Origin of the sequence: Nocardioides marmorisolisilvae (assembly GCF_003725775.1) — a bacterium.
Taxonomy (GTDB): Bacteria; Actinomycetota; Actinomycetes; order Propionibacteriales; family Nocardioidaceae; genus Marmoricola; species Marmoricola marmorisolisilvae.
This window is the reverse complement of sequence record NZ_RJSG01000002.1, coordinates 1,808,808-1,833,159: the sequence shown is the minus strand read 5'-3', so window position 1 is coordinate 1,833,159 and position 24,352 is coordinate 1,808,808. Positions and strand designations below refer to the sequence as shown.

The 24,352-nt window shown below is 68.3% G+C and carries 28 protein-coding genes; 22 read left to right on the top strand and 6 right to left on the bottom strand.

Annotated features, from left to right (window positions below; all coding sequences use genetic code 11):
- The first annotated feature begins 2 nt into the window (after positions 1-2).
- From EFL95_RS12965 to trmD, 3 genes are read left to right on the top strand one after another with little or no spacing between them, the layout of a single operon-like run.
- Entirely contained in the window at positions 3-245 is a 243-nt protein-coding gene (locus EFL95_RS12965) for an RNA-binding protein (RefSeq protein ID WP_123234355.1), read from the top strand.
- 4 nt (positions 246-249) lie between these two features.
- On the top strand, positions 250-798 hold the full coding sequence (rimM, locus tag EFL95_RS12960) for a ribosome maturation factor RimM (RefSeq protein ID WP_123234354.1): 549 nt from the start codon (positions 250-252) through the stop codon (positions 796-798).
- A gap of 1 nt (position 799) precedes the next feature.
- Positions 800-1,963: a tRNA (guanosine(37)-N1)-methyltransferase TrmD gene (gene trmD, locus EFL95_RS12955; protein ID WP_123234353.1), complete on the top strand. Its 1,164-nt coding sequence runs from the start codon at positions 800-802 to the stop codon at positions 1,961-1,963.
- A gap of 4 nt (positions 1,964-1,967) precedes the next feature.
- Here the strand turns inward: trmD and EFL95_RS12950 are convergent, their stop codons facing one another.
- The gene (locus tag EFL95_RS12950) at positions 1,968-2,708 is read right to left on the bottom strand and encodes a hypothetical protein (protein WP_123234352.1); all 741 of its coding nucleotides are present in this window, start codon (positions 2,706-2,708) and stop codon (positions 1,968-1,970) included.
- Complete coding sequence (locus tag EFL95_RS12945; protein ID WP_123234351.1) at positions 2,705-3,775, bottom strand: hypothetical protein; 1,071 nt, start codon at positions 3,773-3,775, stop codon at positions 2,705-2,707. Before EFL95_RS12945 ends, EFL95_RS12950 begins: the two co-directional genes overlap by 4 nt.
- A gap of 18 nt (positions 3,776-3,793) precedes the next feature.
- On the opposite strand from EFL95_RS12945, the gene EFL95_RS20055 reads away from it, so the two are divergent.
- The 5 genes from EFL95_RS20055 (at position 3,794) to EFL95_RS12925 (ending at position 6,336) form a co-directional block, all read left to right on the top strand.
- On the top strand, positions 3,794-3,928 hold the full coding sequence (locus EFL95_RS20055) for a hypothetical protein (RefSeq protein ID WP_281272211.1): 135 nt from the start codon (positions 3,794-3,796) through the stop codon (positions 3,926-3,928).
- 200 nt (positions 3,929-4,128) lie between these two features.
- Positions 4,129-4,479 (top strand): 50S ribosomal protein L19, encoded by a 351-nt coding sequence (gene rplS / locus EFL95_RS12940; protein WP_123234350.1) that lies wholly within the window; start codon positions 4,129-4,131, stop codon positions 4,477-4,479.
- Between the two features lie 59 nt (positions 4,480-4,538).
- Complete coding sequence (gene lepB, locus EFL95_RS12935) at positions 4,539-5,303, top strand: signal peptidase I (protein WP_246004933.1); 765 nt, start codon at positions 4,539-4,541, stop codon at positions 5,301-5,303.
- A gap of 11 nt (positions 5,304-5,314) precedes the next feature.
- The gene (locus EFL95_RS12930) at positions 5,315-6,031 is read left to right on the top strand and encodes a ribonuclease HII (RefSeq protein ID WP_123234349.1); all 717 of its coding nucleotides are present in this window, start codon (positions 5,315-5,317) and stop codon (positions 6,029-6,031) included.
- Positions 6,028-6,336: a DUF2469 domain-containing protein gene (locus tag EFL95_RS12925; RefSeq protein ID WP_123234348.1), complete on the top strand. Its 309-nt coding sequence runs from the start codon at positions 6,028-6,030 to the stop codon at positions 6,334-6,336. Before EFL95_RS12930 ends, EFL95_RS12925 begins: the two co-directional genes overlap by 4 nt.
- A gap of 14 nt (positions 6,337-6,350) precedes the next feature.
- Here EFL95_RS12925 and EFL95_RS12920 read toward each other — a convergent pair whose 3' ends face one another.
- The 3 genes from EFL95_RS12920 to EFL95_RS12910 form a co-directional block, all read right to left on the bottom strand.
- The gene (locus EFL95_RS12920) at positions 6,351-7,658 is read right to left on the bottom strand and encodes a pilus assembly protein TadG-related protein (protein ID WP_123234347.1); all 1,308 of its coding nucleotides are present in this window, start codon (positions 7,656-7,658) and stop codon (positions 6,351-6,353) included.
- A 180-nt stretch (positions 7,659-7,838) separates the two neighbouring features.
- Complete coding sequence (locus EFL95_RS12915; protein WP_183407145.1) at positions 7,839-9,176, bottom strand: pilus assembly protein TadG-related protein; 1,338 nt, start codon at positions 9,174-9,176, stop codon at positions 7,839-7,841.
- 47 nt (positions 9,177-9,223) lie between these two features.
- Entirely contained in the window at positions 9,224-9,772 is a 549-nt protein-coding gene (locus EFL95_RS12910) for a TadE/TadG family type IV pilus assembly protein (protein ID WP_221176379.1), read from the bottom strand.
- 175 nt (positions 9,773-9,947) lie between these two features.
- On the opposite strand from EFL95_RS12910, the gene EFL95_RS12905 reads away from it, so the two are divergent.
- The 8 genes from EFL95_RS12905 (at position 9,948) to EFL95_RS12870 (ending at position 18,526) form a co-directional block, all read left to right on the top strand.
- Entirely contained in the window at positions 9,948-10,403 is a 456-nt protein-coding gene (locus EFL95_RS12905; RefSeq protein ID WP_123234345.1) for a TadE/TadG family type IV pilus assembly protein, read from the top strand.
- A 10-nt stretch (positions 10,404-10,413) separates the two neighbouring features.
- Positions 10,414-12,195 (top strand): hypothetical protein, encoded by a 1,782-nt coding sequence (locus EFL95_RS12900; protein ID WP_123234344.1) that lies wholly within the window; start codon positions 10,414-10,416, stop codon positions 12,193-12,195.
- An 85-nt stretch (positions 12,196-12,280) separates the two neighbouring features.
- Positions 12,281-12,730 (top strand): TadE family protein, encoded by a 450-nt coding sequence (locus EFL95_RS12895; protein WP_123234343.1) that lies wholly within the window; start codon positions 12,281-12,283, stop codon positions 12,728-12,730.
- Positions 12,730-14,337: a pilus assembly protein TadG-related protein gene (locus tag EFL95_RS12890; protein WP_123234342.1), complete on the top strand. Its 1,608-nt coding sequence runs from the start codon at positions 12,730-12,732 to the stop codon at positions 14,335-14,337. Before EFL95_RS12895 ends, EFL95_RS12890 begins: the two co-directional genes overlap by 1 nt.
- A gap of 128 nt (positions 14,338-14,465) precedes the next feature.
- Complete coding sequence (locus EFL95_RS12885) at positions 14,466-14,831, top strand: YraN family protein (RefSeq protein WP_123234341.1); 366 nt, start codon at positions 14,466-14,468, stop codon at positions 14,829-14,831.
- Positions 14,831-16,423, top strand: a complete 1,593-nt coding sequence (locus EFL95_RS12880; protein ID WP_123234340.1) for a YifB family Mg chelatase-like AAA ATPase — start codon at positions 14,831-14,833, stop codon at positions 16,421-16,423. Before EFL95_RS12885 ends, EFL95_RS12880 begins: the two co-directional genes overlap by 1 nt.
- Positions 16,420-17,601: a DNA-processing protein DprA gene (gene dprA, locus EFL95_RS12875; protein WP_123234339.1), complete on the top strand. Its 1,182-nt coding sequence runs from the start codon at positions 16,420-16,422 to the stop codon at positions 17,599-17,601. The genes EFL95_RS12880 and dprA overlap by 4 nt, the downstream gene beginning before the upstream one ends.
- Before the next feature lie 4 nt (positions 17,602-17,605).
- Entirely contained in the window at positions 17,606-18,526 is a 921-nt protein-coding gene (locus EFL95_RS12870) for a tyrosine recombinase XerC (RefSeq protein WP_123234338.1), read from the top strand.
- Here the strand turns inward: EFL95_RS12870 and EFL95_RS12865 are convergent.
- On the bottom strand, positions 18,511-19,077 hold the full coding sequence (locus EFL95_RS12865) for a murein hydrolase activator EnvC family protein (RefSeq protein WP_123234337.1): 567 nt from the start codon (positions 19,075-19,077) through the stop codon (positions 18,511-18,513). The two genes, EFL95_RS12870 and EFL95_RS12865, sit on opposite strands and share 16 nt — an antisense overlap.
- Positions 19,078-19,447: 370 nt before the next feature.
- On the opposite strand from EFL95_RS12865, the gene rpsB reads away from it, so the two are divergent.
- The 6 genes from rpsB to EFL95_RS12835 all read left to right on the top strand — a co-directional run bounded on the left by rpsB (position 19,448) and on the right by EFL95_RS12835 (position 24,350).
- A complete protein-coding gene (rpsB, locus tag EFL95_RS12860; RefSeq protein WP_123234336.1) occupies positions 19,448-20,377 on the top strand; it encodes a 30S ribosomal protein S2 in 930 nt (309 codons plus the stop codon).
- A gap of 3 nt (positions 20,378-20,380) precedes the next feature.
- The gene (gene tsf, locus EFL95_RS12855) at positions 20,381-21,190 is read left to right on the top strand and encodes a translation elongation factor Ts (RefSeq protein ID WP_123234335.1); all 810 of its coding nucleotides are present in this window, start codon (positions 20,381-20,383) and stop codon (positions 21,188-21,190) included.
- A 126-nt stretch (positions 21,191-21,316) separates the two neighbouring features.
- Positions 21,317-22,036, top strand: a complete 720-nt coding sequence (pyrH, locus tag EFL95_RS12850; RefSeq protein WP_123234334.1) for a UMP kinase — start codon at positions 21,317-21,319, stop codon at positions 22,034-22,036.
- A gap of 12 nt (positions 22,037-22,048) precedes the next feature.
- Positions 22,049-22,603, top strand: coding sequence for a ribosome recycling factor (frr, locus tag EFL95_RS12845; protein WP_221176457.1), 555 nt, complete (start codon positions 22,049-22,051; stop codon positions 22,601-22,603).
- Between the two features lie 15 nt (positions 22,604-22,618).
- Positions 22,619-23,515 (top strand): phosphatidate cytidylyltransferase, encoded by an 897-nt coding sequence (locus EFL95_RS12840; protein WP_123234332.1) that lies wholly within the window; start codon positions 22,619-22,621, stop codon positions 23,513-23,515.
- Positions 23,516-23,561: 46 nt separating this feature from the next.
- The gene (locus EFL95_RS12835) at positions 23,562-24,350 is read left to right on the top strand and encodes an META domain-containing protein (protein ID WP_123234331.1); all 789 of its coding nucleotides are present in this window, start codon (positions 23,562-23,564) and stop codon (positions 24,348-24,350) included.
- The last annotated feature ends 2 nt before the right edge of the window (positions 24,351-24,352 follow it).

Sequence of the window (24,352 nt, the reverse complement as noted above, 5' to 3'; positions counted from 1 at the left end):
CCGTGCTCGCCGAAGCTCTCGAGCACCTGGTCCGCGGCGTCGTCGACAACCCCGACGAGGTCTCGGTCCGGGACAAGCAGCTGCGTCGCGGCTCGATCCTCGAGGTCCGGGTGCACCCGTCCGACCTCGGCAAGGTGATCGGTCGCAACGGTCGGACGGCGACCGCGTTCCGCACCGTCATGTCGGCCCTGGCCGGCAAGGGTGGTGCGCGGGTCGACTTCGTCGACACCGACCGCCGTCGCTGAGGCGATGACCGAGACGGTTGTCGTCGGGCGGATCGGCAAGCCGCACGGCGTCAAGGGCGAGGTCTCCGTGGAGCCTCGTACCGACGAGCCGGATCGGCGCTTCGCCGCCGGACAACAGCTGAAGACTGAGAACAAGCGGCCCGGTGCCGCCGGGCCCAGTCACCTCACGGTGGCCGGGACCCGGTGGCACTCGGGCCGCTTGCTCGTCCGGTTCGAGGAGATCGCGGACCGCAACGCCGCCGAGGAGGCGCGCGGGACCCTGCTGGCGATCCCGCTGGACCCCGAGGAGCGCCCCGAGGATCCCGAGGAGTTCTACGACCACCAGCTGGTCGGCCTGGCGGTGGTCACCACCGACGGCCGCACAGTGGGTGCGCTCAAGGAGATCGTGCACGGGTCCGCGCAGGACCTGCTGGTGATCGCGACCGAGGGCCGCGAGGTGCTCGTCCCGTTCGTCTCGGCGCTGGTGCCCGAGGTCGACCTCGCCGGACGCCGGATCGTGGTCGAGGACCGGCCGGGGTTGCTCAGCGAGCTCCCCGACGAGGGAACCGACTGACGTGCGCATCGACGTCGTCTCGATCTTCCCGGACTACCTCGCTCCGCTGGAGCTCTCGCTGCCCGGCAAGGCCCGCGAGAACGGTCTGCTCGACCTGCACGTGCACGACCTGCGCAGGTTCACCCACGACAAGCACCACACCGTCGACGACACCCCGTACGGCGGGGGCGCCGGGATGGTGATGAAGCCGGAGCCGTGGGGCGAGGCGCTCGACGCGATCGCCCCCGACGGCGCCGTGCTGGTGGTCCCGACCCCGTCCGGTACCCCGTTCAGCCAGGAGCTCGCAGCCGAGCTCTCGACCCGGGACCACCTGGTCTTCGCCTGCGGCCGCTACGAGGGCATCGACCAGCGGGTCCTCGACGAGGCTGCCACCCGCCTGGAGGTCCGCGAGGTCTCGTTGGGCGACTACGTCCTCAACGGCGGCGAGGTCGCGGCCCTGGCCGTCATCGAGGCCGTGGTACGGCTGATCCCGGGCTTCATGGGCAACGCCGAGTCGCTGGTGGAGGAGTCGCACGCCGACGGCCTGCTGGAGTACCCGGTGTACACCAAGCCGGCCTCCTGGCGCGGCCACGACGTGCCCGAGGTGCTGCTCTCGGGCGATCACGGCAGGATCGCCGCCTGGCGCACCGAGCAGTCCGTACGCCGCACCGCGCAGCGTCGTCCCGACCTGCAGCACCCCGCCGGCGTCCTGGACGACCTGGAGCTGCGAGCGGTACGACCCTCCGACGCCGGCGAGATCTTCACGCTGCAGCGCGCCTGCTGGGTCCAGGAGCTGCAGGTGAACCCGGGCGTACGGATCCACGCGCTCGAGGAGGACCTGGAGACCGTGCGCCGGTGGATCGGCACCGACACCGTCCTGGTGCTCCGCTCGGCCGGTCGCCTCGTGGGCGCCGTACGGGCTCGGCTGCACCAGGGCGAGGACGGCACCGCGACCTGGGACATCGGTCGCCTGATGGTCGCGCCCGACCTCCAGGGCAGCGGACTCGGGCGGCAGCTGCTCGAGGCGATCGAGGCGGCAGCGCCCGAGAGCGCGACCACCTTCGAGCTCTTCACCGGAGCCGGCAGCCTGCGCAACCAGAAGATGTACAAGAAGGCCGGCTACCGGCTGCACGGACCGCTCGCGGACGAGCCGGGAGCGGTCCGCTTGAGCAAGAAGCGCCGTTGAGCCGTCAGGCGGTGTCCTGAACCAAAGCCGCCTCCAGGTCGACCACGCACCCGCCGAGGGCTGAAGTCGCCAGCTTCTGCGCGTAGGGCGCGAGTGCCGCGGCGAGCTTCGACTCCGCGTCGAGCACGGCCTCCCGGTGCGGGGCGTAGAGCGGTGCCAGCAGCGTGTAGCCCTGGTCGAGCAGCCCGGCGAACGCGGCGAGGAACGGGGCGAACGCCGGCTCGACCTTCGGGGCGAGCTGCGGGTACTGCGCCAGGATCGGCCCGAGCAGCTGCAGCAGCGGCTGGTACGCCGATGCCGCCGCGAACGCCTCGTCGCGGAACGGCCCGAAGGCCGGCGCGTAGGAGATCAGCGTCTGGAGCCCACCGGAGGCGGCCGGCTCCTTGAGCGGGATCGGGCACTTCGCGACCGTGGTCCCCTCGCCGCCCGGGGTCGGACTCGCCGTCGGGGTGGGCGTCGGCGACGGAGTGGGCTTCTCGACCGTGGGCACCGCGACCGTGGTCGTGCCACCACCAGTGGTGCTGACGATCGGCACCGCCGCAGGAACGGGCACGGGAGTGCTGGGCGAGGGGAGCGGCGTCAACGGTGCCGCGGTCTGCGCTACGGCACCCGGGATCGTCACGGTCCGGGTCACCTTCTCCACCTGCACCGCGAACGCGCCGAGCACGATCACGTCCAGGACGAGCAGCGCGAACAGTGCAGGTCGCAGGAACTTCAGGTTTCCGGCCAGGCGGTGCGCGGTCACGCGGTCTCCGCCCGTCGGGTCAGCACGGTGGACAGCACCAGCGCACCGACAGCGAGGAGGCCGATGCCGAAGGCCAGTCCCACGACCGGCCAGGAGACGTGCCACCGGTCCGACGTGACGACCTTCGTCACGGGTGCCGTCGAGCGGGTGTCGACAACCGGAGCCGCTCCGGGCAGTCCCTCGCCGGTGGCGGGCTTGCCGGCCGACGTGGGCTTGCTGGTGGAGGTCGTGGTGCCCGGGGCTGAACCGCCCCCGCTGCTGCTGGGGGTCGTCGTGGTTCCTCCGGTCGAGCCACCGGAGCCCGTCGTACCGGTCGATCCGGAGGAGCCGGAGCCGGCGGCCGGGACGAACCGTCCCTCGAAGTGCCAGGACCCGGTGAACTTGTCGAACGGTCCGCCGACGATCTGGCTCGACCAGGTCAGCGAGAACGCGCCGGTGCTCGCGTCGTACGTGCCGGTGCCGACCGCGGTGTTCCCCGGCGTCGAGCCGTCGGGCTTCGGGGCGCCCTGGTTGAAGTCCTGGTTGTTCCAGGTGACACCGAAGCTGCGCAGGTCGGCGGTGAGCCGGCTACCGGAGACGCTGATCTGCGGGGCCGGGACCGAGCGCTTGGTCTGCGGGTCCACCGGGCTGGTGGCGGTGGCGAAGCTGGTGCCGTAGAACGCGGCCGGGGCAGTGATCCGTCGGGCGGTGGCATCCCCGTTCGCGGTGAACCGGGGGCTCGCGCTCGGCTGGTAGGAGCCGACCCGCAGCCCGCCGTCGCTGCCGGGGGACAGCGGAGTGACGGTCTGGTCGGAGCACCTGGAATCGCTGTTCGACAGGTACGGGCCACCGGCGTGCCCGCTCGGGAGGATCATCCGGAAGTAGGTCCCGCTCGCCTTGCCGCCCGAGCACGAGCCGGGGGTGAGCTGGAGCGTCCCGACGAGCCGGGAGGACGTCGCTGCTGGCGCGGCGACCGAGTTCTCCGGGACGAGGAACGTCGCGAGTCCCAGCAGCGTGGTCAGCAGCACCAGCGCGGTGGCTGCGTGACCGCTGCGCAGGCGAGCGGTCGTGGAGGAGAGGAGTGCCATGCGTTAAAGTCTATCAACATGATCGACTTTACAGAGAATGAGTCCGTCGACTGGACCCGCGACGTGATCCGTCCCCACCGGCGCCGATCGGCCCGGCGCGGCCTGGTCGCGCGGGTGCTCGAGCGGCTCGGCAGGCGCCGGGTGGCCGCCTAGACCCGATTTCCCGATCCCGGGGCTCTCTGGCAGACTTGTTCCTCGGCCCAGTCGGCCAGGATCGTCCGGACGCACGCACCCCGGGGATCTGCGCAGCACCTGCCACAGGGGGAGCGGCGCACCGGCCAGCACGACGGGACCGACCAACGGATCAAGCACCAACATCCGCGGCTGACCTGTGGCGATCGCGAGGAGACATCATGACCAACGTCATCGACGCGCTGAACGCTGCCACCCTGCGCAGCGACGTTCCCGACTTCCGGGCCGGCGACACCGTCAAGGTCCACGTGAAGGTCGTCGAGGGCAACCGCTCCCGCGTCCAGGTCTTCCAGGGCGTGGTCATCCGCGTCCAGGGTTCCGGCGTGGGCCGCACCTTCACGGTCCGCAAGGTCTCGTTCGGCGTCGGCGTCGAGCGCACCTTCCCGATCAACTCCCCGATCTTCGAGCAGGTCGAGATCGTCACCCGTGGTGACGTCCGCCGGGCGAAGCTGTACTACCTGCGCAACCTGCGCGGCAAGGCAGCGAAGATCAAGGAGCGCCGCGAGGCCTGAGTTCCACGCGGTCTGTGAAATGCCACAGATTCGTTGGAACCCCTCGTTAGGCTCCGCACGTGACTGAACCCATGCCTGAGGACGTCTCGGTCTCGGCCTCCTCGGCCGGGTCCGTGACGCGCGGAGGCCATCGCAGGGCTGAGAAGCCGCAGAAGCCCAAGAAGCAGCCGCTGCCGGTCTGGCAGGAGAGCCTGCTGCTGCTGGCGATCGCGCTCGTCCTGGCGATCGGGATCAAGTACTTCTTCGTCCAGGCGTTCTACATCCCGTCGCCGTCGATGGAGCCGGAGTTCATCAAGAACGACCGGATCCTCGTCCAGAAGGTGTCGTACTGGGGCGGCGGAAGCCCGAAGCGTGGCGACATCGTGGTCTTCAAGGACCCGGGTGGCTGGCTCTCGACCGGGGAGAACAAGACCGCGTCGAACCCGATCACCAAGACGCTGGAGACCATCGGTCTCTACCCGTCCGGGGGTCACCTGGTGAAGCGCGTCATCGGCATCGGTGGCGACCGGGTCGTCTGCGACTCCAAGGACGAGCTGAAGGTCAACGGCAAGGTCCTCGTCGAGCCGTACCTGAAGAAGAACGCTCACCACTGCCTGGGCATCAACGACAGCACGTTCGACATCCGGGTGCCCCAGGGGCACATCTGGGTGATGGGCGACAACCGCGACGACTCCTACGACTCGCGCGGTCACATGGGCGACCCCGGCGGCGGCTACGTTCCCGACGACCTGGTGGTCGGCAAGGTCTGGGCGCTGATCTGGCCGTGGAAGCGCGCGGAGCGCATCCACACCCCGGCGACCTTCAAGGACATCCCGAACTCCTGACGGGCGCGGGTATGGCTGGTCTTCCACGAGGGGCGACGATCCGGCGGGACGCCGGGCTCTACGGCTACGAGCGCGCCCTGCGGCGTGCCGGGCTCGATCCGATCGCTGGCGTCGACGAGGCCGGCCGTGGCGCCTGCGCAGGCCCGCTGGTGGCCGCTGCCGCGATCCTGCCCGAGGGCAAGCGCGGTCTGGTCCCCGGGTTGAACGATTCCAAGCTGCTGACCGAGAAGGCCCGCGAGCGCGCCTACGAGCAGGTCCTCAAGCGAGCGCTGGCCTGGTCGGTGGTGGTCATCGAGCCGGGGGAGTGCGACCGGCTGGGGATGCACGTCGCCAACGTCGAGGCGCTGCGCCGGGCCCTGGCCAGGCTGGACGTGCGGCCGGCGTACGTGCTCACCGACGGGTTCCCGGTCGACGGCCTCGAGGTACCCGGGCTCGCGATGTGGAAGGGCGACCGGGTCGCTGCCTGCATCTCCGCCGCGTCGGTGATCGCAAAGGTGACGCGCGACCGCCTGATGATGCAGCAGCACGAGCTCTGGCCGGACTACGATTTCGCTACCCACAAGGGGTACATCACCGCCGAGCACTCGGACGCGCTGACCGAGCACGGACCCTGCCCGATCCACCGGATGAGGTTCGTGAACGTACGCCGCGCAGCCGGGCTGGTCGACGAGGAGCCCCACAGCCTCGAGCCGCAGCTCGAGCTGTTCGAAGCCGAGGAGAGTCGATGAGCGCGGAGGATCTCGAGAAGTACGAGACCGAGATGGAGCTCACGCTCTACCGGGAGTACCGCGACGTCGTCGGCATCTTCAAGTACGTCGTGGAGACCGACCGGCGCTTCTACCTGTGCAACCAGGTCGACGTGAAGGCGCGCACCGAGGCCGGCGACGTGTTCTTCGAGGTCTCCATGACCGACGCCTGGGTGTGGGACATGTACCGCCCTGCGCGCTTCGCCAAAAACGTCAAGGTGCTGACCTTCAAGGACGTGAACGTCGAAGAGCTCAACAAGCAGGACTTCGAGCTGCCGAAGGAGTAGCGCCGCCCTTTTGCCTACCGATCGAGGGCCGGCGTTCCTGGTTTGGTCGACGCCAAACTTGCCGACGCTGTGACGTACAAGGTGCCGTTTCCGTTACCGGTCAGATTGCCGACGATCAATTGACCAGTGAATCGAACGTCGGCGGTGCCTCGAACGTCGAAGGTTGCCGCTGGCATGTAAAGCGTTCCTGACATGGTCGGCTGAACCGTGCCGTTTAATCTCATGGACGCCGTATTCGTTTTGTCGAAGAGGACGAGCATGCCGGGAATATCCCCTGCCGTCGTGACTCCAGGCGGCGGCGCATTCAGCACGGTCGAGGCGTTTCCGTTGAGATCGAAGTCTGCACCATCCTCCGTGCTGCACATGCGCGCCCTGTATGTGCTTCCAGTCCTGCTGTTGCATGTGAAGTAGAAAGTTGCTCCGTTCACGCCCGTCTTCAACGCGCCGAAATTCAGGGTTCCGCCGACGATTACGTACAGACCGGTCTGCAGGTTCGTACATCCCGCACCGGTGGCAGTCGGGTTCATGTAGATGCCGGGGCCGCCAGAGCAGATATTGCCGCCCGACGATACCGCCGTATTGGGGACCGTCGGATAGATGGAGTCGTCGAAGGGGTCTGGCATGTTCGGCGCGTTTGTGACGACAGGAGTACTGATCGTCAGGTTGCTCGGAATGCTCGGTGAATGGACAGTGAGGGTTCCGCCCCCTTCTGACTTGAGCACGCCGTGCGGACCCGAGCCGAGTGTTCCGTTCACGTAGATGCTGCCCCCGCCTTGGGCGCGCACGTCCAAGTTGCCGACGTCGGTTCCGGCGCCGATCACACAGATCGTGCAGCCCGCGCCGAGCCCCGGGACCAAAGCTGCACGCGCTGATGCGGCTACGTCAATTCGGGATACGCCGGTCGCACCGGTGAAGGACGCGTCGATCTGCCGAGTTGGTAGGACTACGCGGACCTTGAGTGGGTTCGTCGCGCTATCAAAAGAGATGCACTGCGTGCTCGCAGACGGGACAGCGAGCGGCGTGTTATCTGTGCACGTTGCCCATGCGGTCAGGGGCACCCTGAAGTTAGTCCATGCGTAGTTCTTTGCGACAAGGGCGGCGTTGACCAAGTCGGGCGTGCCGTTGAGATAGAGGCGATTCGCCGCAGCGAGTGCTGAAGCGTCGGCAGCGGTCTGTGCCTCGCGCCGCGTATCGCGTTGAAGACCCAGATCCACAACGAGTGCGGCGATCCCGAAGAGCAGCAGGGCACAAACGGCTGCAATGATGGCAATCGCGCCGTCCTCTGACTTGTGCTGTTCCTGACGAGAGTGGGCAAGGCGCATGCGGTTGGAACCCCCAGAGTTCTGCGAGCTCAAGCCCGCCTGTCGATGGCCGTCGCCAGTGACAGTTGGGGCAAGTTTCTGATGATTAGCCGTCAAGAAACATCGGCTAATCAGGTGCTCTGCAGGACTAGCAGATTGACCGACCGTACCGAAACGGACTTTTCGAGCGTCGTATGCGGGTTAACGATCCAGACTGACTGTGCCAGGAGTGGTCGGGAGGCTGATGCTGGTCGAGCCAATCATGTTCACGCAGGAACCGTTTCCGTTGCCCTTGTCGATGCCAGAAACGATGACGGGCCCGGTGCCGAACTCGAAGCACGAGTTGCCGTTGAATGCGAGCAACGAGTTGGGCGCGTAGACAGCCCCTGTGACCTGCGCCGTCTCGTTGTTCGTCGTTCCGCCGTTGCCTTGGAGGCCAAGCTCGGAGAGGTTTGTGCGGTCGTAAACAATGGCCAGGCCCTTCCGAGGACCTGACGTTGGTGCCTTGAGGGCGAGGTCGCCATTCTTGGCGTCTAGTGAAGCCCCCAACTCGTTGTTGCACGTGTGCTGTGAGTAGGTCTTGGCCGCAAGATTCACGGATCCACAGGTGAAGTACAGAGTCACATCTGTTCCTGAGAACACTGACTTGTTGCCTTCAAGCCAGACCGTAGATGCGTTCCCAACGATCACGTACAACCCGGGGTCGAGCGCACATGTTTGGTTGTTGCTCAGGGACAGCGACGAGTAAATGCCGTCGCCACCCTTACCTGCACCACACGGATTGCCGTTCCCGTTGCCTCCGTTTCCTCCGACTTTGAAACCTGTGAACGAAGGCGGCACTGCGGATGACGTTTGCCAAGGATCAGTCGTGAACGAGCCTGGCGTTACGTCGGGTGTCATGTGCTGCTGGTTGATGCCGTTGTACGAACCTGCGACAACGATCGAGCCGCTGGACGTCCAGTAACTGTTTGATCCGACGGACAGGTCGCCGTTGACGAAGATTGAGCCACCGGTGACTTTGATGTCACCGTTGCCCATGTCGACAGAGCCAAGGAAGCACAGGCCGCAGGACTGAACGCGCCCACCAACCACGGCCGCTCGAGCGTAGGCACCGACCGGGAAGGCGGTGTCCTTTTTCTCGATCGCGGAGCCGAGGTTCGTGTTGATGGTTCGCGCCGGCATGGTCACCCAGACGTAGTTCGGCGCGGTCAGGCTGTCGAAGGTCACGCATTTCAAGTTGCTATCAAAGATCAGCGAACCACTGGGAGGCGTAGTTGAGCAGGAGGCCCATTCCGCGGCGCTCACCTTGTAGTTCGCCTCTGCGTACGACTTCGCTGCGGCGACGGCGTCGGCGAAACATGGAGCGTCGGTGCCGTCCGAACACTTCTTTCCGGGGTACAAGGCTGCGGCTGCAGCTAACGCGGCGGCGTCGGAGGAGTTCTGCGCCTGCCTCCGAGTGTCTCGTCCAAGCCCGAGGTCGACGACGAGCGCTGCGATACCAAACAACAGAAGAGCGCTTATCGCCGCGATCACGGCCACGGCTCCCGATTCGTCACGCCGACTCATAGCTTTCCGCCTGTTCGTCTTCACGCGCACCACGACCAACCAAGGCCGGAGGGATCGCTATCGGAGTTTGCCGTCGCAAGCACATCAGTCGGCGGCGCGGAGTCTTGCTCGATCGACAACTCCCCGATGCCGCGAATCACGCCTCCGTTGGGCATGGGCAGAATTCCGACCAAGCCGTCGCTCTTAACCGCAGCGCACACGATCAGCCGGTTGCCTTTCTTCCACCCACCCGTGTCCGGGACTACGAGATGGACGTACGTCGATCCCGTTATCCCTCCGACTTGGGCTTTGGTGAAGCACTTCAGCTTGGCCCAGGTGACTCCGGCGGAACCGCAACTCCCGTAGGACGACGCCGGCATCTGAACGACTCCTTGGCGTGCGGCTTCCCGGACGCCCTGCCGAGCGTTAAGGGAGTCGTTGAAGTACAGGCCGTACTGAACGATTCCGAACAGAAAAATGAACAGCACTGTGCTGACCAGCGCGAACTCGACGGCGGCAGCGCCGCCCTCGCTGGTCCTCGCACGACGCCCCCTGAGTGCGTGGTGCTGTGCCCCCATGTGCATGCCCATCTGTTGAACCGGTCCCCTCGGTAGAAACAGATTAACGACCAATCGGACGCACGGTGCTGGCCGCGAGGTGGTGGTCCATACCACCAAAGGGACTAGGCCCGGTCATACGTTCGGTTGAACAATAGAGACAAATCCGACATTACGGTCTATCCTGTTCTCAGGATGGGGGACAGCCATGGACGGCAACCTGGGAAACAAGCGAGCGCGGAGTCGCTCCGAGCGTGGTGCAGCAGCGGTGGAGTTCGCACTGGTGATGCTGCCCGTCGTCGTGCTGCTCTTCGGCCTGGTGCAGTACGGACTGTACTTCTGGGCGATGCAGGGCGGCAGCGACATCGCGCGCAGTGCCGCCCGGCTGTCCTCGGTCGGGAAGCCGGCCACCTGCTCCGACTTCCAGGCTGCCGTCGGTGACGACATCAAGAGCCTGTCGGGCACCACGGTCGCCATCCAGCGCAGCTACGACAAGCAGTCCGCCTCGGCCGTCCAGGTGGGCGACACCGTGCGGGTGACGGTGAAGTTCAAGAGCATCAACCTGCACTTCCCGTTCGTGCCGTTCATCCAGGACGGCATGGTGACCTCGACGGCTGAGTCGCGGGTCGACTTCGTCCCGTCGCAGCCCGAGGCGTGCTCCTAGGCGGCCTGGCATGTCGATCCGGAAACCTCGCACCCGCAGCGAGCACGGCGCCATCGCGATCATGGTCGGCCTGCTCGCGACGCTGATGTTCTCCTCGGCCGCCATCTGCGTGGACCTCGGCAGCGCATGGGCGCGCAAGCGCGACGTCCAGAAGCAGGTCGACGTGAGTGCGCTCAGCGTGGGCTGGATGCTGCCGATGACGGTCAGCAACAAGAGCGACATCGCGAACAAGGTCGCTGAGTACTTCACCGAGCAGTCCAACAAGGTGCCCAACCAGCCGGCGGTCACCGGGTCCCAGCTGATCAACGGCAACAACGCCGACGGTGAGCTCTACTTCCAGAACGCCGACTCGACGCCGTGCTCGGACAACTGCCCGCAGATGCAGGTCTACGCGCCGCCGGCCAAGGTGGACTTCGGTCTCGCCTCGGTCATCGGCATCACCAGCACGAAGGTGCAGCGCACGGCGACGGTGCGGATCACCTCCGAGCTGCCGTCGGGCGAGGACACGCTCCCGTTCTGGCTCCCGACGGGTTGCGGTTACGGCCCGACCGAGGCCGACACCACCCAGGGCGGCGGGAACCAGACCGCGACCGCGACGCCGACCCCGACCGCGACGGCCACCGCGACAGCGACCGCGGCGACTCGGTTCGTGCCGACCCCGGTCGGCGTGCACCAGCTGAACGGAACGGCGGTGACGCCGGTGACCAACCTGGGCTCGGTCACGATCAACGGCTGGTGGATCACCGGCGTGGGCAACTCGTTCAAGAAGGTCACGCTGCGCGCGTTCCCGCCGACCGGAAGCGCCTTCGTCGACTTCGCGGCACAGACCAGCGGCAACGGCTCGGTGCCGTCGTTCACCGTCAGCACCGAGATCAGCTCGATCCCCGGTGACTGGTACGTCTACGCCGTCGCCCAGAAGAACAACTCTCTCGAGTACTCCTCGAACTACCTGACGATCCGCGTGACGCCGCCGGTGGTGGCCCCGACCCCGACACCGACGCCGACCACGGACCCGACGGACAGCGCCGTCGCCGTGGGCTGCGTCGGGCAGGACCGCGGCAACTTCGGCCAGCTTGACGCGCCCCGGGTCGAGGGCGGCACCAAGCAGGCCCGGTTGGCCAAGAACATCGCCCTGGGCATGGACCACCAGCTGGTGCCGTACGTGTTCGCTCCGGGAAACGCCGAGCAGAAGGACTGCGGCTCGGGCGGCAGCCTGCTTCCGGGTGCACAGCTCGACGACACCTCGCGCGACGGGAACAACTGCATCACCGGCGACACCGGCAACGACGGACCGAAGATGATGGACGGCCTGATCCAGGGGATCTCCGGGGTCGCAGTCGGCCGGCTCGACGTCGCCAACGGGCAGACCACGTGCCAGGGCCGCAGCAACATCACGATCAGCGGGAAGCTGCTGAACAACGACGTGCTGTCCTGCTTCCTGCGCAACGGGGCGACCCTGGCCGACATCACCTCGAGCAGCGGGGTGACCACCTCGATGCTCGACCAGTCGATCATCAAGTCGCCGCGGTTCGTCTGGTTGCCGGTCGTCTACGCGACCGACCGGGCGCAGAAGAACTTCCAGCCGATCCGCGAGTTCGTGCCCGGCTTCATCACCGACGAGACCCAGACCACGGCGGCCACGTCGACCAACGGCGTGGAGATCAACGGCAACTCGGTCAAGGTGCTGCACGTCTTCACGTTCAACCGCGACGCCATCGCTCCGCGGGAGAACTCGACGTCGGTCACCTACAGCCCGGACGTCGGGGGAGGCATCGTGCGCCTTGTGGGCTGAAATAACAGGTGGTCTAGGAAAAAATAGACATATAGGGACATTGGTCCTGAACAGGACTACTCTGACTTTTCGGGAGGTAGTTCCAATGTCGAAGTGGGGTTCGAAGAAGCGGAACGAGAACGGCGCCGCCGTGGTCGAGACCGCACTGTGCTTGTGCTTCGTGGTGTTGCCGTTGGTGTTCGCCACGATCGCGTACGCGTACATGCTCAGCTTCCGTCAGACGGTCTCGCAGAGTGCCGCGGAGGGGGCTCGGGCAGCAGCGGTCGCACCCGCATCTGCAGACCGGGTCACCGCCGGCACGAACGGCGCATCGGTGTCGCTGTCCACGGGTGTCGGTGGGATGACGTGCACCAGCCCGAACGTGACCTGCACGGTCGTCACGGTGCCCAACTGCGGTGACGGGTCGGCCAACAACTGCGTCAAGGTGACGGTCAGCTATCCGTACCGCGACCACTCGCTGCTGCCGTCGATGCCGGGCCTCGGTTTCATGCTGCCGCAGACGATCAGCTACTCCGCGATCGCCCAGGTGAACTGATGACCGCGCGTCTGCGCGCTCGTCGGCGCGGGGAGGACGGCGTCGTCGCGATCGTCGTCGCGCTCATCACCTGCTTCACGCTGATCCCGATGGCGGCCCTGGCCGTCGACATCGGTGTCCAGCGCGTCGCCCGGCGTGACGCCCAGGCCGTCGCGGACCTGGTGGCGATGGACCTGGCGCGCCAGCTCGACGGGCGCACCGTGTCCCAGCTCAGCGGCACGCTGCAGACGCTGGCCAACAAGAGCGCTGCCCGTCAGGGGGCGACCGGCTTCACCGTCACCCCGCAGCTCGGAACCCTGGGCACCTACGACCCGGCCAACCCGGACGCGTACTTCGTCGCGACCAGCGCGAGCAACGCGATCCCGACGGCGGTCAAGGTCACCGTCGCAGGCTCGGTGAAGTTCTCGATCCAGGCCGACAAGAGCGGCAGCGTGACCCGTACGGCGATCGCGAAGTCCACGGCGTACGTGTGCTTCAACGTGGGCTCCTTCGCGGCGAACCTGGACTCCTCGAAGTCCGCGCTGCTGAACTCACTGATCGGCGACGCCCTGAACGTCTCGGCGCTCAGCTACACCGGCCTGGCCAACGCCAACGTGACGCTGCTCGGTCTGGCGACCGAGCTCGGCGTCGGGTCGGTCGACGGGCTGCTCAACCTGACCAACCTGTCGCTCAACGACCTGTTCCTGGCGTCCGCGACCGCGCTTCAGAAGTCGGGCGGCGACACCGCCAGCGTGACCCTGCTCAACCAGCTGGCCACGGCCAACCTCGGTGCGCTGCCGCACATCAAGCTCTCCGACGTGCTCGCTCTGCAGGCGGGGGACAACTCGGCGCTGGACACCAACGTGAACCTGCTCGACCTGGTCGGGACGGCAGCCTTCGTGGCCAACGGGAACAACGCCCTGGACATCCCGAGCCTGACCGTCGGCGTGCCGAACGTTGCGAGCGTCACCGGCACCCTGAAGGTCATCGAGAAGCCGCGTGAGGGCTGCGCCTTCAACCAGGCCGTGAAGACTTCGCAGGTCGACCTCCAGCTGCACGTCACGCTGGCGAACCTGAACGTGCTCGGCCTGGCTGCGACGACCACGGTCGACATCAACGCCAGCCTGGCCTCGGCGAACGCGACCATGACCAACGCGTTCTGCGGTACGCCGGAAGGAGTGGACGTCGCGGTCTCCTCCGCGCTCTCGAGCCTGTCGGTGGCGACCAACATCGACCTGAAGCTCCTCGGCCTCACGATCGTCCGGGTCTCGCCCACGGTCGGCACCACGGTCCCGGCCGGCAGCCAGACGGTGCAGTTCCGGCACCCGCCGGACGCGTACGGCGCGGCGAAGAGCGTCGGGTCCAACGTGATCGCGCCGACCCTGACCACCAGCGACCTGTCGGCCAATGCGGTCGTCCTCGGGATCCTGCCGCTCGGCCTGAACTTGGGCAGCGTCCTGGGCGGGGTGATGAGCACGATCATCACGCCGATCGTGAACCCGCTGATCACGAACCTGAACAACACGCTGCTGACCCCGCTGACCAGCGCTCTGGGCCTGAAGGTCGGCGGTGCCGACATCTACGTCAACAAGCCTCCGGTCTGCAACCACCCGGCCCTCGCCGGCTAGGACTCGCATCCGGGGACCGTTTCCCGTCCACGTGACCTGTCCTGGGGGCGGGTCTCCACAGGGAAGCGGTCTCCGGATGCGTCTTGTCCGGACCTCGCTGTTGCCTTCTCGCCAGAGGAGGTCGGCAGATGACGACGGCACAGCAGAAGCAGGCCCTGGGGCGTTGGGGTGAACGGGTCGCCGAGCGCTACCTGACCGATCGCGGGTTCACGGTCCTCGCCCGGAACTGGCGGTGTGGCCTGGGCGAGATCGACCTGGTGCTGCGCGACGACGACACCCTGGTGGTGTGCGAGGTGAAGACCCGCCGCAGCCTCGAGTTCGGGCACCCTGTGGCCGCGGTGGACGAGGCCAAGGCCGAGCGGCTCAGCGCGCTGGCGATGCTCTGGGTCGAGGAGATGGGCCTGGCCCGGGTGCCGGTCCGCGTCGACGTGGTCGGCGTGGTGATGCCGTTCGTCGGGCCTCTGGAGATCGAGCACGTACGAGGGATCCACTGATGCTCGCCACCGCACGCACGGTCTCGCTCCAGGGCGCCCGCGGACACGTCGTCGACGTCCAGGTGGACCTCTCGGCCGGACAGGTCGCGACAGTCCTGGTCGGTCGCCCCGACGCCTCGATCAGCGAGGGGCGCGAGCGCTGCCGGGCAGCGATCGTGAACAGCGGCCACGACTGGCCGGCAGCCCGGCGGGTGACGATCCTGCTCTCGCCGACCGACCTGCCCAAACGCGGACCGCACTTCGACCTCGCGATGGCGGTCGCGGTGATGGTGGCGAACAAGATGCGCGTGCCCGAGGGTGTGCTCGCCCGGACGGTCCTGATCGGCGAGCTCAGCCTGGACGGGCGGCTGCGGAGCACCCCGGGCGTGCTGCCGATGGTGATGGCTGCCGCAGCACACGGCATCACGCGGGTCGTCGTCCCCGAGCCGCAGTCCGACGAGGCGGCCCTCGTCGAGGGCGTCGAGGTCTTCGGGGTGCGGTCCCTGAACCAGGTGGTCGCCGTGCTGCGCGGCGAGGAGATCCCGGAGGCGCCGGAGGTCGAGCCCCTCACCGGGGAAGCCGTGCTGACCTGGCGGGGCGAGGACCGCATCGAGTCGCTCGACCTCGCCGACGTCATCGGCATGCTGGACTGCCGCTATGCGCTCGAGGTCGCGGCGGCCGGCTCCCACCACCTGCTCCTCAACGGCGCGAAGGGCGCGGGGAAGACGTCGCTCGCCGAACGGTTGCCGACGATCCTGCCGCGCCTGGACCAGCAGCAGTCGCTGGAGCTGACGGCGATCCACTCGCTGTGCGGCGCGCTGCCCGGCGGCGCCTCGGTCCTGAGCCGGGCTCCCTTCCGCGCCCCGCACCACACGGCGTCACGCTCGGGCATCCTCGGCGGTGGTACCGGCCGGGTGCAGCCCGGGGAGGTCAGCAAGGCCCACCACGGGGTGCTGTTCCTCGACGAGTTCCCGCTGCTGCCCAGTGACGTGGTCGAGGCGCTGCGCCAACCCCTGGAGAGCGGACTCATCACGATCGCCCGCGGCGATGACGAGGCGACCTACCCCGCGGGCGGGATGCTGGTTCTGGCCTGCAATCCGTGCCCGTGCGGGGAGTTCTCGCCCAGGAGTCCGGACAACGCGTGCATCTGCTCGGTGCCGCAGCGGCGGAACTACCAGAAGAAGATCTCCGGTCCGATCGCGGACCGGATCGACATCACCCGGTACGTCGAGCAGGAGCGTCAGGTCCAGGCGCCGTGCGACCCGAGCCCGGAGAGCTCGGCCGCGGTCGCCCTGCGGGTCGCCGGCGCCCGCGACCGGCAACGGACCCGGTACGCCGGCACCGACTGGTCGGTCAACGGGCACGTGCCCGGGCACGCGTTGCGCAACGGGTGGCCGCTGGAGCCACGCGCCGCGCAGCAGCTCGACAGCGCCGTGTACGCCGGTTCGTTGACCCGGCGCGGGGCGACCCGGGTCCACCGGGTGGCCTGGACGGTGGCCGACCTGCGCGGCGTCGACCGGCCCGGGTTGGAGGAGCTGTTCGTGGCGCTGCGGCTGCGTCGGGGCGAACCGCTCGACCTCGCGGTGGTGCAGCAGCTCCGGGCCGCGCAGTGAGCACGTCGGCCGACGAGCGCGCGGCGCGGCTGCTGTTGAGCATCGTGGGTGAGCCCGGCGACCCGCGCGTTGCTGCTCTGGTCGACCAGGTGGGGCCCGCCGACGCGGTGGACTTCTTGCAAGCGCGAGGACGTCGCGGTGAGCTCGGCGCTGCACTGGCCCAGCGGATCGCAGCCGCTCGTCCGGAGGAGACCCTCGCCCAGGCTGAGCGACGCGGACTGCGCTTCGTCACCCCGGCGGACCCGGAGTGGCCCGAGGCGCTGGGGGACCTGGACCAGGTTCCGACGCTGCACGAGCGCGGTGGCACGCCGGTGGGCCTCTGGCTGCGCGGAGCGCTGCGTCTGGACGAGGCCGTCGCCGGTTCCGTGGCCATCGTCGGAGCACGATCTGCCACGACCTACGGAGCCGCGGTGGCGGGGTCGATGGCCGCGGACCTGGCAGAGGCGGAGGTTGCAGTCGTGTCGGGCGCTGCCTTCGGCATCGATCAGGCTGCCCATCGTGGTGCCCTCGCGGCGCGGGGAACGACCGTCGCGGTGCTGGCCTGCGGAGCCGACCGGGCCTACCCGACCGCCCACCAGGCGCTGGTCGGCTACATCGCCGAGACCGGCCTGGTGATCTCCGAGGCCCCACCCGGGGGAGCGCCGACCAGGATCCGGTTCCTGGCGCGCAACCGTCTCATCGCTGCCTTGGCGCTCGGCACCGTTGTCGTGGAGGCGGCGGTGCGCAGCGGAGCGTTGAACACCGCCAACTGGGCCGATGCCCTCAGCCGGACCCTGATGGGGGTTCCCGGCCCGGTCACCAGTGCTGCGTCCCAGGGCGTTCACCGGCTGGTCCGCACCCGGAACGCTTTACTCGTCACCGATGCCGCCGACGTGCTGGAAGCAGTACGCCCGGTCGGTCGTCAGCCGGCCGGCTCCGGGACCGACCGGTTCCTGCGGCCACGCGATGCGCTCACGGCTCTCGAGCAGGAGGTCCTGGACGCCGTCCCTGTCGAGCGCGGGGCAGGGGCCGACCGCGTCGCCCGCGCCGCCGGGCTACCTCCGGAGACCGTCGCCAGGACCCTCGCTGATCTGCACGCCGCCGGGTTCGTGGAGCGCTCCGCGGACCGGTGGCGGCTCGTGCGTCAGGAACCGTTCGACGCGCCTGCCGAGAAGGAGGGAGGTGAGTTCGTAGGCTGACGAGGTGGAACAGGTCCCCGAGACGTTCGCTGCCGTCCTGGCGGACTACGAGCGACACCTGGTCTCCGAGCGCGACCTGACCCCGCACACCGTCAGGGCCTACCTGGGCGACGTGTCCGGCATGCTCGCCCACGCGGCAGCGCTCGGCTCGGACTCCCTCGACGACCTGGACATCCGCACCCTGCGCAGCTGGCTGGCAAACCAGCAGACCCGCGGCAAGGCACGCACCACGATGGCCCGACGTGCCACGGCCGTGCGGGTGTTCACGGCCTGGGCGTTGCGCACGGGTCGGGCGAGTGCTGACGCCGGTGCCCAGCTCGGCAGCCCGAAGGCGCACAAGCCGCTCCCGCCCGCGCTCGACCAGGCGCAGGCACGAGCACTGCTCGAGGCGGCCGCCGTGCAGGCCGACGACGGCAGCCCGGTCGGGCTCCGGGACGTGGCGATCCTCGAGCTGCTCTACGCCACCGGGATCCGCGTCGGCGAGCTCTGCGGGCTCGACGTCGACGACGTCGACCGCGGGCGCCGGGTGGTCCGCGTCTTCGGCAAGGGCCGCAAGGAACGCACCGTTCCCTACGGCCTGCCCGCCGAGCAGGCACTGGCCCGCTGGCTCGAGACCGCGCGCCCGACCCTCGCGGTGGCGGGCAGCGGAGCCGCTCTGTTCCTCGGTGCCCGCGGCAAGCGGGTCGACCAGCGAGCCGTGCGATCGATGGTGCACCGACGGCTGGCCGACGTACCCGGGGCACCCGACCTCGGCCCGCACGGACTACGGCACACCGCGGCAACCCACCTCCTCGAGGGCGGGGCGGACCTCCGCACCGTCCAGGAGCTCCTCGGTCACGCCTCCTTGGCGACCACGCAGATCTACACCCACGTCACCACCGAGCGGTTGCGCCAGGCCTACCAGCTTGCTCACCCCCGCGCCTGAGGCTCGAGCGGAAGCAGCCGGACCGCCGCGGTCCGGACCAGCGTCAGCGGATCGCGGTACACACCGTCCCGGATCAGGCCCCAGTGCAGGCACGACCGCGGGGCGCAGTGGCTGCGGCCGGTCTGCAGCGTGCCGATCGGCTGGCCGGCGGCGACGTGGTCGCCCCGGCGTACCAGGGCCAGGACCGGCTCGTAGGTGGTCCGGTACCCGCCGTGGTCGACGACCACGACGCCGCGCCCGGCGATCGTCCCGGCGAAGCTGATCCGTCCGGCCAGGGGAGCGAGAACTTCGGCTCCCGGGGAGCCGAGGAGGTCCACGCCCCGGTGGCCCGCCGACCAGTTCACGGCGGCAGGCGCGAAACCGGCCACCACCTCCGGTCGGGGTTCCAGGGGCCAGGTCGCCGCCGGATGGACCGGTTCCGGCCAGCCGTGCGCGACCGAGACCCGTTCGGTGGCAGAACGTGCGGGAAATGCCTGGGCGAGCGCGGGCACCAGCGGGGGAACGGGCAGCAGCAGGGTGGTGACGAGGGCTCCGGGGATCAGCAGATTCATGTCCCGAGCCTGCGGCGGCGCGCCCCCGGGCGGCACCGACCGATCGCGTCCTGTGGATCCGCAGCCGGTCCGCGCGGCCGGTGGGCGTGAACCGGCCTCCCGTCGTTTCGACACCAGCGCGCCCCGCGGCTAGACTCGTCCACTGCAACCCACCCGGGTTGACTTCGCACGCCCACACACCGTGCCGGTCTCCAAGACGCTGTTCCTGGGAGCCGGAACCACGCGGGTGAGGACCTTCAGTCCCGGCCGAAAGCCAGGTCAGGTCCCACGTAGGCGTCAGGGCAGGCCGCACCACCAGCCTGCAACCAACTGAAAACCGGCTCGTGCGCGCCAGCCTGCGCACGCGCCACAACAGGAAGCAGAAACCGGCATGGCCGTCGTCACTATGCGCCAGCTCCTCGAGAGCGGCGTCCACTTCGGGCACCAGACCCGTCGTTGGAACCCGAAGATGAAGCGCTTCATCATGACCGAGCGCAACGGCATCTACATCATCGACCTCCAGCAGTCGCTGTCGTACATCGACACCAGCTACGCGTTCATCAAGGACACCGTGGCCAAGGGCGGCACGATCATGTTCATCGGCACCAAGAAGCAGGCGCAGGAGTCGATCGCCGAGCAGGCGACCCGCGTCGGCATGCCGTTCGTGAACCAGCGCTGGCTCGGTGGAATGCTCACCAACTTCTCGACCATGAGCCAGCGGATCAACCGTCTCAAGGAGCTCGACGACGTCGACTTCGAGACCGTTGCCGGCTCGGGCCGCACCAAGAAGGAGCTCCTGCAGATGAAGCGGGAGCACGTGAAGCTCGACAAGACCCTCGGCGGTATCCGCGAGATGAGCCGGACCCCGTCCGCCGTCTGGATCGTCGACACCAACAAGGAGCACCTCGCGGTCGAGGAGGCCCGGAAGCTCCGGATCCCGATCATCGCGATCCTCGACTCCAACTGCGACCCGGACCTCGTCGACTACCCGATCCCGGGCAACGACGACGCCATCCGCGCGGTCGGTCTGCTGACCCGCGTGGTCGCCGACGCCGTTGCCGACGGTCTCATCGCCCGCTCCGGTCTGAAGACCGAGGGCGAGGAGAAGAGCATCGGTTCCGACGAGCCGCTGGCTGACTGGGAGCGCGACCTGCTCGAGGGCGACAAGCCCGCCGACGCCGCCGCTGACGAGGCCCCGGCCGCTGAGGCTGTTGCCGAGGACGCTTCGGCTGCCGAGGAGGCCCCGGTCGCCGAGGCCGCTGCCGACGAGGCTCCGGCTGCCGAGGCTGCCGAGACCACCGACGAGACCAAGGAGGCCTGACCCGTGGCGATTTCCGCTGCTGACGTCAAGAAGCTCCGCGACCTGACGGCCGCGGGCATGATGGACGCCAAGAAGGCGCTCGAGGAGGCCGACGGCAACTTCGACGAGGCCGTCAAGATCCTGCGGGTCAAGGGTGCGGCCAAGGCCGAGAAGCGGGCCGGTGAGCGCGAGGCCACCGCCGGCCTGATCGCCTCCTCCGGTGGTGCTCTGGTCGAGATCAAGAGCGAGACCGACTTCGTCGCCAAGAACGCCGACTTCATCGCCACCGCGCAGAAGATCGCCGATGCCGCGAACGCGGCCAAGGCGGGCGACGCCGAGGCGCTCAAGGCGGTCGAGATCGACGGCAAGAAGGTCGGCGAGATCGTCGAGGACCTCGCCATCACCATCGGCGAGAAGATCGAGCTCGGCAACGTCGCCTACTTCGACGGTCCGGTCGCGGTCTACCTGCACAAGCGTGCCGACGACCTTCCGCCGGCTGTCGGCGTGCTGGTCGAGTTCGACGGTGACGAGGCCGCCGCGCGCGGTGCCGCGATGCAGGTCGCCGCGATGAAGGCCCAGTACCTGACCCGCGACGAGGTCCCCGCCGACGTCGTCGCCAAGGAGAAGGACGTCCAGGTCACCAAGACGCTCGCCGAGGGGAAGCCCGAGGCTGCCGTCGAGAAGATCGTTGAAGGACGCCTCGGTGCGTTCTTCAAGGACATCGTCCTGCTCGAGCAGGAGTCGGTCTCGGAGGCCAAGAAGTCCGTGAAGCAGGTCCTCGACGAGGCCGGCACCACCGTGAAGCGGTTCGCCCGCTTCGAGGTCGGCGCCTGAGCCCACTAGGCTGCTGCTGACGTAACGACGAGAGGCCGGGCCGATGATGACTTCAGTTGTTCATCGGTCCGGCCTTTCGCATGCAAGGGGCACTGCGTTTGCCGGGACCACGTGCGAGGAGAACTGATGACGTACAAGCGGGTGCTGCTGAAGCTCTCCGGTGAGGTCTTCGGAGGCGGGAAGGTCGGTGTCGACCCGGACGTCGTGGCCGGGATCGCCCGTGAGATCGCCTCGGTCCAGCGCTCCGGGTGCGAGGTCGCCGTGGTCACCGGTGGCGGCAACTTCTTCCGCGGCGCCGAGCTCCAGCAGCGCGGCATGGATCGCGCGCGGGCCGACTACATGGGCATGCTCGGCATCGTGATGAACTGCCTGGCCCTCCAGGACTTCCTGGAGAAGGAGGGCATCGAGACCCGGGTGCAGACCGCCATCACCATGGGTCAGGTCGCCGAGCCGTACATCCCGCGCCGCGCCATCCGGCACCTCGAGAAGGGCCGCGTGGTCATCTTCGGCGCCGGTGCCGGCCTGCCGTACTTCTCCACCGACACCGTCGCCGCTCAGCGCGCGCTGGAGACCAAGTGCGAGGTCGTGCTGATGGGCAAGAACGGCGTCGACGGCGTCTACACCGCGGATCCGAGGACCAACCCGGACGCCGTGAAGTACGACCACGTCACCTTCCAGGAGGCGTTGCAGCGGGGCCTGAAGGTCGCGGACGCGACCGCGTTCGCCCTGCTGATGGAGAACCAGCTCCCGATGATCGTTTTCGGGATGGAGCCGGAAGGCAACATCCTCAAGGTCGTCCAGGGTGAGAAGATCGGCACGCTCGTGGACAGTGCGAGCGAGAGCTAAGGAGAAGCAGTGATCAACGAGACCCTCAACGAGGCCGACCAGAAGATGGGCAAGGCGGTCGGTGTCACCCGCGAGGAGTTCGCGACGATCCGCGCGGGGCGGGCGAACCCGAACATGTTCTCCAAGCTGATCGCGGAGTACTACGGGACGCCCACGCCGATCCAGCAGCTCGCCTCGTTCACCAGCCAGGACGCGCGCACGATCCTGGTGGCGCCGTACGACATGGGTGCGCTGGCGGCCATCGAGAAGTCCATCCGCGACTCCGACCTCGGCGTGAACCCGTCCAACGACGGCAAGTCGATCCGCTGCGTCTTCCCCGAGCTCACCGAGGAGCGGCGCAAGGAGTACATCAAGATCGCACGGGCCAAGGCCGAGGACGGCCGGGTCAGCGTGCGGAACGTCCGTCGCAACGCGAAGCAGGACCTGGAGAAGCTCGAGAAGGACGGCGAGGTCGGCAAGGACGACGTCACCGGTGCCGAGAAGCGGCTGGACGGTCTGACCAAGAAGCACACCGACGAGATCGACGAGCTGCTCAAGAACAAGGAAGCCGAGCTGCTCGAGGTCTGAGCGCCGGCACTCACCATGACGACCTCACCCGGGGCTGCCCAGCCGACGCCCACGCCCGCCCCCGAGCAGAAGGACCACGGCCGTGCCGGTCGTGACCTGCGCGCTGCCGTCACCTCGGCGGTGCTGCTGCTGGCGATGATCGGCGGCTCGCTGTTCTTCGCCAAGACCGCGTTCGTCGTGGTCGTCGCGGGTGCCGTCGTGGTCGCGATCTGGGAGCTGCACCGCGGCCTGGAGGCCAAGGGCATCGACATCCCCGAGCAGCCGCTGATGGTCGGCGGCGTGGTGATGGTCGGCGTCGCCTACTTCTGGGGTGCGCCGGCTCTCGTCACCGCGACGGCGGTGAGCGCGTTGGTGATCATGCTCTGGCTGCTGCGCCGCGGCGTGGACGGTTTCGTCCAGAACGCCACCGCTGCGGTGTTCACGCTGATCTACGTGCCGTTCCTCGGCTCGTTCGTCGCGCTGCTGCTGGCCGAGGGCGGCGACTGGAAGAGCACCGACCACCTCGACGACGGCGTGAAGGGCATCTGCGCCTTCATCCTGCTGACCATCGCCTCGGACATCGGCGGCTACATCGCGGGCGTCCTCTTCGGCAAGCACCCGATGGCCCCGGTGATCTCGCCGAAGAAGTCCTGGGAGGGGTTCGCCGGGTCGGCGACCGCCTGCGTCGGCGCCGGCATCGGCCTGATGGCCTGGCTCGACGGCGACTGGTGGGTCGGGGTCCTGCTGGGGCTGATCGCCGTCGTGATGGCCACCCTGGGCGACCTGGTCGAGTCGGTGATGAAGCGCGACCTCGGCATCAAGGACATGAGCCAGATCATCCCCGGCCACGGCGGGCTGATGGACCGCCTGGACTCGCTGCTGGCCACGATCGCCCCGATCTGGCTCGTGCTGCACTACCTGGTCTTCAACTAGCCCTCACGCCGGGGAACCGTCGTCCCGCCGGCAGCGTCGGAGAACCATGACGCTGCGACGCGCTCTGACGGTGCTCCTGCTCACGGCTCTCGCCGCTCTCTCGGGTTGCGGCGACAACGGGGGCCGGCGCGACCTGGACGCCTCGGTGGACCCGGGACTCGGCCCGGTCACCTACGTCGTCACCTCGGTCACCGAGCACGGCAAGGCACACCCCCTGGTGGACGGCACCGAGATCCGGATCCGGTTCGCCGACGCCCGGGTCACGCTCACCGCCGGCTGCAACACGATGAGCGGCGGCTACCAGCTCGAGGAGAGCCGACTGACCCTCGACAAGCTGGCGACGACCGACATGGGCTGCGACCAGGCCCGGATGGACCAGGACACCTGGCTCGCCGGCCTGTTCGACCAGCCGGTGCAGCTGATCACGGGCGACCAGCCGACGATCGTGGCCGGCAGCACCGTGCTGGCGATGGCGGACCGGGAGAACGTCCACCCGGACCGGCCCCTGCTCGGCACCACCTGGCAGCTGGACACGATCATCGACGGCGACGTCGCATCCTCGGTCCCGTCGGACCGGACCGCGTCGCTGCGGATCGTCGGGCGCGAGCTCCGGGCCAAGGACGGCTGCAACGACGGCACCGGGACCGTCGTCGTCCGCAACGGCTTGATCGCCTTCGCTGACGTCGACTTCACCAGGCGCCCGTGTCCGAGCAGCGCGCAGGTCGTGCCGGAGCTCGAGCCGTTCCTGAGCGGCAGTGGGTCCTACGTCATCACCGAGAACCGGCTCACGATCACCCGTGACGGTCACGGACTGGGCTTCACCGCGGCCGAGTGATT